1 protein-coding gene is annotated in these 7551 nt (G+C 47.0%); it reads left to right on the top strand.

All coding sequences use genetic code 11. From position 1 onward, the window contains the following. On the top strand, positions 1 to 7551 hold a 7551-nt coding region (locus Q0241_RS08050; RefSeq protein WP_299375774.1), incomplete at both ends, for a hypothetical protein.

The raw sequence follows: 7551 nt of genomic DNA, 5'->3' as shown, positions 1-7551 counted from the left end.
CAAACTGTTGAAGAAGCAGCACAGAACGCCACAGCGCAAGCTTTCCAAAACATCGCTCTTCGGGACAATGCAGACTCAAGTGTACAGCTTTCAGACGACGTCGGTCAGGCAGCCACTGAAGGCGCCATCGGTGGTCTGGGTGCTACGGCCGTCATTAGCGCACCTTCTTTCCCGAAGGCTTGGGCTGAGGTTGTAGCGGACGTTTCTCTTAAAACGGGCGTTACCATTGGTAAAAATCTAAATGAGCTGAAACGTAATCGTCTCATCGCCAAAGAGCGTGTCACATTGGAAGAAACCTATGGTCCAATGGTTGAAGAAGGTAAGCAGGTTGCAGATCTTATTAAAGCATTAGACGACCCTAAAGCAGAGATTGCTCCTGAGGCCCGAGCCCAGATCGAACGGGTACGGGACATTCTGGGTGATGAAATCCAGTTCCTGGAAGGGCTGACCCCAGAAGAGAAGCAAAAGACCAAACCATTTAAGAAAGAGATCGTCGACGGCGATCGGGTGAAGACGCTTCAGAACCTTCAAGAAGCTATCTCTCGGAATACCTATGATCCTGAGAGCGAAGCAGGTATTGCCCTGGCTGAGTATTATCAGGAACAAGCAGATCTCTTGTCTGGATATCATGGAGCTTTTGAGTTCCTGGGTCTGGATGCCCAGCAACAAGCTCAAGAAGAAACACAAACATCTCCGATCGATGATATTCAATTCGAAGAAAGTGGTCGTATTAATACGGGTGCTGGTGACGCAGTAGGGCTTACTCGCGAGCAGCAAGCTCAATATAATTCGTTTATACTCAATAATGATCCAGAAGGCGGTAGAGCGTATCTGGAAAGTATTCTTGGGACATCCACACCAACTACACAACGTACTCCTGAAGAAGACGCAGCGGTTGAAGCACGTGCTAAAGCCCGGGCTGATGAGTTCACATCCCATATGGATGAGCAACCAGTCCTCGCTGAGACAATCCGAAAGACGTCTGAAACTCTCAATGCTGCATCTGTTAAATCAGTAGCCGCCGGCGGAGAGGTTCGTCCTATTGGTTCCGTCAAAGAAGTTGTGATGAACCCAGTGGGCGTAGATCCTGCTCGTATCACTGAAGAGACTAAAGCCGGTATGTCAGAGGATTCTCTGAAAGCGGTGGCCGTTGTTGAAGCTATTCAGGCACCTGAGCACTCTGATCGTTTGGGTCCCGTACAAGGCAATCGTAAGAACGATCGTGCCGGCGCACGTCGTGAGACGCTCTTTCAGAGTAAGACAGCCAAGTTCGGTGAGATTGCATCATTCAACGATATGGTTTCTCAGCTTATCCGCGGTGCTATTCGGAACGGCCGTGAAGGATCCACAGTTGTACGTGACACGTCTGGTGCGCAAGTCGACGCTAAAGACGTTCTGACAGATCTCCGGAAACTGATCCAACACCAGCAAAACAAGTATGCCGCGGCAACTGAAAGTTATGAATTTTCTGTAGCCAACCCGACCGTTAAAAAAACAGATCGCACTTTTGACTCTTTAAGCCAAAAGACTGGTGAATTTCGTCCGGGAAAGGGATCAATTTATGTATACGCCCCTTCTCAAAATTCTCTCCGAACTTATGCTGCCATTGCCGAAGATCTCAATACTGGGATCCGCGCTTATAATGTGTTGCTCGAGCAGTTCCCAGAAACCTATCAAGGCGAGCGTCTCCAAGAAGTGGAAGTGCCGGCAGTCCCTGAACAAAACGAGGCGACCCAAGATGCCCCGACACCACAGAGATCTGAGCAAGGTCAAACTGAACAAACCCAATCCACGCCGGTGGTACAAGATACCGGTGTGGATAATACTCCTCGGAGCCCTGGTGACGGTCTGCAGCCTGACGGCCGGATCAGCTTTAAAGAGCTATTCCAAGGAAATAACGAAACCAACCTCTCAGGCGCTATCCGATATCTATTGGGATCCAGCGCCCTAAATCCAAACCAGCAAACGATTCTGTCTATGATTGCTGGTTCCTCTTTTGCGAGAGCGAACCCTCGTACGATTGTACGACAAGCCACTGCTGAAGAGCGCAAAGCTTCAAAGACCACTCATGGTTGGTGGGATCCCCAGAAGAATGAGATCGTCGTCTTTAACGAGAGAGCTGAAGCGCTTCTCCATGAGATGATTCATGCGACCACTCTAGAAGCTTTGTTTCAAAACTTGGCTAGTACATCTCTCAAGCGCGGTACAGACCAGCCTCTTACTGCTACGGAAAAAGCTGCATTAGAACTTAATGATGCTGCTTTAGCATTTATGGAGCGGACAGATCTTTCACCGGAAGGCCAGCGTGTTCAAGATATCATGCGAGCTTTGGTCAATCCAGCTCTTCCGATTGCACAACAAGACCGCAATATGGCTCGGGCAATCTCTGAGTACATGGCATACGGTCTCACTGTAAAAGAGCTCGAACCTGATCTGGATGCTGTAGTCTATGAAGATCCTGGTTTTGCTAAACAGGTTGTTGGCTTTGTGAAAGGTCTGATCGGTGCTTTCATCGGTGAAAGTAATCCACAGCGTAACTCACGAAAAGCGCTCACAGCGTTAGATAGATTATATCTGAACACTCGTACGCTGGCGCTTGACAGCCAAACCACATCTTTGCAAGCTCGAGAAGTTCAGCAAAGACAGGCAGAAAATGTCACGCAAGGATCTGAAGCAGAAGCTACTCCGACGACACCAGAAAGAGAAGCGGCGACAGAGACGACGACAGAAGCACCAGCTGATCAAGGACCTGCAGACACAGCCTCACCAGTAGAGACTATTGCCACTCCTCGTTTTGACATTGAACGCTATGACGCTGGTGAATTTCAGAACTTTATCGTATTTCCTACTCGAGATAGCTCTGCAGCGCTTGTTGAAAATGAAGACACACTTAATCAATTTCTCGAAGAAGTTGTTGAATTCATTGAGGGTACTTCCATTAATGACGTGGAAGAGATCTTTGTTAACGACAACGGCTCAGTCAGTTTCCGTGTAAATCTCGGAGAAGATGTTGCTACTCTTAATACCGGACAGCCGGCGCAGGCGGAGGAACGGTCTCCAGAGGAGACCGGCTCCGACGCGACGCTCCCGGCGGCAGAAGCTACTGAGACAGAAAGTGCTATTGCAGCAGCTGTAGCAGCTATTGCTGATGGAGTAGGTAAAGCAATTGAAGAGCGTCTCCCATCACCGGTGCCTGCCCCCGCACAGACAGAACAAGTATCAGAAGCAACCCCAACACCCGAAACTGCGACGGCTGACGCCGTCGAGACGACGGGCGTTGAGAACGCATCTGATGCTTCTTCAGCTGAGCAGGTCCAGCCACCTGAAGGGCTAGAACCGATCGAAACAACTCGAGTAGTGGACCAGGATGTTGGTCTCTCTGAGGGGTGGACGCCAGAATATACATTGGGAGCCACTCTCCTTGGGAACGGTGAAGGCCCAGCCTTCATGACGACTTTGCTCCAAGCCCTGGAACCAAAGCTCCAACCCGGAGATACTCTTGATCGATTGATCACAGCTGCAGAAGAGGATCTTCACTATCTTATTACCCCTGAGATGAAGGCTGCGAATAAGAAAGTTCGTGAAGACGCCTTTAAAGTTCTTAAAGGTATGCAGGATCGTGTAACGGTTCAGCTTAAAAAAGCTAAAGCTAGAAACGGCAAACCTCTTCTTCAAGAATTGCAGTCTTTCCAAAACGGTGAGAGTGATTTTAACCCTGCACGCTCTGCAGAAGGTAGAATTCTTGCATGGTTGGATGCAGAGAGCATTCGTCAAGGCGAACCAAAGTTTGATCAGCATCTTATGATGTTAGCTCTTATGGCGACAGCTGATTACGTCATGAATAATGAAAACTCCAAGGGTGTAACTGATCTTAAACAAATGGGTGATCTTTTAGGTATTAGCGATCTCAGCAAAATTACAACTGAAATGAAAGAAGCTATTAATTCAGGGCGCCCAGGTGTTTATGTAAAACCCGCTTTAGCTCGCCATATCCAAGAGTTCATGGGTGCTAAATTAAATGATCAAGTATCGCCTACAGAAACTGAAGGTGTTTTTGAAGCTTTGGCTCATGAGATCTTAGAATACTTATCATTAGAGGGAAAGAACTCTATTGGTAATGACTATTGGTTCAAAGATTCAATGGTTAAGTTGGCCGGTGGTAATGAAGTTCGAGCTTATTCTTTTGGAAAACCAAAAGGTTGGCAAGATAAGACAGGCAAAAACCTCCTCCGTGATGTCCTGACTTCTAAGTCTAGCGATATGCATCGATATTCCATCGGTAAGAAATGGGCACCGGGTGATGTCGCTCGTGTTGTGAAAAAGGACCCTACGCTCGATCTTCACGATGAGCAGATCCAGGCCCTGGAAGAGCAGCAGAGCACTCCGTTCTATCTCTCTAAGGGATTCTTTGCCATGTTTGATCAAATGGTTGCTGAGGGCGCTTCTCTCGGTACCATGGCGCGTATCCTGGGCTTTAAACCTATGGCCAATGGGCTCTTTTATAATAAAGAACATGAGCTTTCGATCGAAGGTAAAAACACCAGTGTCGCTTACAGCATTAATAACACTTTGCGTCAGATCCAAGAGATTCAGGACTATGCTGCTAAGCACGGAATGGATCCTCACGAAGTGCCAGTGTACTATCGGATCTCTGTAGGTACAAACACGCGTTTCAATTTTGAAGGGTTCAATCCGCAACAGAATAAATTAGCTCGAGAGATGTTCTCCCCCACTCGGCACGTTGTAGATCTGACAGATACTAAACAGGTAGATGTTCTCTATGCTGCTATTGGCCAGTCTTTAGGAGTTAAAGTAGAAAACTTCGGTATTAAGGAAGCTGCAAACCAAGCCCGGGATTTGCTCAAAGGTAAATATAAACCAGTCGTAGATGCACTTGCTGCTGGCATTACTGACAACAAAAGCCGCCAGTTTATGGTGGAACAGTTCGATGCGTTAGGTGGTCTTAAGGAAGACGCGTTTACCCTTACTGGTTTGTGGACTGCCAAGCAGTTGCTGGAAGCAGAGGCTTCTGGCGCTACAGAAATTGAAACAGATATGTATATGGAGCTGGACGGTAAGACCAATGGTCCTATCTCTGCGGCCATCCAGCACTTCCTCGGTGTTTACAGTCCTGAGATCCTCGCTACCTGGAGACGGGGCGGGTACTTCCTATCTAATGCTTATAACGAAAATGACGGCGTTGCCTATCATGAATGGAAGCAGGCAATTCAAACCAATGATCAAGTGACACCTATCGCTGGTAATTCCGATAGTGATTTCTACGGCCGTGTTGGCGAACTTATGGGTACGTCTCTTTTGAATGTTCAAGACGCAATCAAAGAGCAGAAATTCTTTGAGGGTAAGCCTAAAGATGCTGATGAAGCTTTCCGCTGGAAAGAGGACGGTAAGCGCGCTTTCCTTATGGCGCTAGGCGTCCTTAATAAAATGGAAGGCTTCGAGATTGAGAAAGGGGTAAATGATGTTCCTCTTATCCGTATTGCTCGAGGTGCAACCAAAAGCCTGGTTACTAAATATTCCTACGGCGCCAAAGGTAAATCGAACTCTCAGGATATCGTTGCTGATATTTTGGATCATACTTATGGACTAATTTCTAAGGTCGGACAGGGTGATCAAAAAGCTCTAGCTGAGCTCAGAGAGATTGCTCCTATTATTGATAATCTGCTGACCCATAGTTTTAACTATAATGAGTACGGTAATCTACAAAACGTCGAGCGATCGTCCCCTCAAGGGCCTAGTCTCTCTGCCCTAGCGAAGAACGCCAATCCATCTAAACAGCTGCTTCGTGATTTCAAATTTAGCCCTGACCAGTTTCAGCGGATGTCTCGAGCCTATCAAGCACTTGTTATCCCTGCCTTTGAGGCGGCTATGGAAGAGGCTGTAGATCCCTCTGTGTCACGTGTTAATGAAGACCTTGTTAAAGGTCTTAGACTCCAAACAGAGATCTATCAAAGTTATGTAAATAAAGCCGTAAAAGAACGAACCAAAGAGCTTATTGAAAGCGGAGTCATCCTCAAAGGGCATGAGCTCCCTAAAGCTGAAAGAAATAAAATTCTCAAAGAACATAGGGATTTGGCGCCTATTATTGATAACGGTGTCACAGTCTTTAATGTGACTGCTTCAGATGGTGAAACTTCTACTGATGTAAAACGTCGTCGTTTTGGGCAACAGAAAAAACGAGAAGTAAATAAGGATTTTGAAGTTGAACCAGAATTCTATCCACGTTCCCGTACTCTTTCAGGTCAGCGTATTGATTCTCGTCGTGATACGATCGGGGATTCCGGTGTGCGTGTTTTATCATTTACAGCTCAAACTAACTCAGACGTTCTTCTTCAAACAAAGAGTTGGGTAGACCCAAACTATCCAAAGAACTCTTTGGCAGTTCACGATGGCAGTAACCATGCTACAACCAATTTAGTCCAAGCTTCAAAAGTCATGAATGAATCTGTGGCAAAAGCCTGGCATACCAACACGTTACGTCCGATCTTAGAAGCTTACGACAAAGCTCTGGCTTTTATGGCTGAAAACGAAGAGGGCTATGCTGACCTCCGGGGTTATCGAGATGCTCTTGAGATTGATGTCTTGAGGAGAGACGCCCGTATCGAAGCAGAGAAGGGCGTGTTCACATCGTTCCAAGGGGTCCCTGGTGCGGATGCTCCGTTCGTCCAAGAAGGTCAAAGGTTCAAATCCGAAAAGGAACTCATTGCTTATCTGAATTATGAGACCAATCGGATCTGGATTGAAAGTCTTAGCCGGCTTGAAGAACAGAAGCGTGAAGGGCTCGAATCACTGGTAACTGAAGCTGGTCGTGATCTCGGTGTAACCGAGGGCACATATACTGGTGGGCAGGTCCGTGACATTCTTCGTGAAGCAATCGACGCAAACCTCGCTCTACAGGATATCGTAACAGCTGCGTTTAAATCTCCTGTCTTGGGTCAATTGATTGAAGAAGGTTTTAAAGTCGTATTAAACGATAAAGGCGGAGACATCCCAGCAATTGCTGGTATCTATGACGGCCGTACGAAAACCATCTATTTGAACGTTGCCAATGCTGAAGTGACTGCCCACGAAATGGTTCACGCCACTACGGTTCACCAAATCTATGACTACTATGTCCGCGGGAATACGACACCGCAGCTGGATCAAGCCTTTGAATCGATCGAACAGGATATGAATACATTCCTGGATCAAAACTTTAGTTCGGATCCAATTTTGGCAAAGGTTGCCAGTGTCATTAAAGGCTATCAGCTCGAGGGTGATATTGCTTCAGCTGTTGCTGAGTTCATTGCCTATGGCACGACAAATCAAAGTACGATGGATAATATCCTCTCTGGTTTTGATCAGAGTGTTCGTGGCAAGGTCTTAAAAGCTTTCCGGTCTGCGCTTAACACGATCCGTAAACTCATCGGTATCCCTGCTAAAGAGTATAATGCTGTTAAATTCTGGACTAAGTCTGTAATGCGGGAAATCCCTCAGACGACTGAGTTTACTCATCATCCGTTGGCTCACTCTGCGTTTACTGAAGCGACGGCG

The sequence above is a fragment of the uncultured Kiloniella sp. genome, assembly GCF_937128705.1.
Classification (GTDB): Bacteria; Pseudomonadota; Alphaproteobacteria; order Kiloniellales; family Kiloniellaceae; genus Kiloniella.
This window is presented reverse-complemented; position numbering and strand designations above follow the sequence as displayed.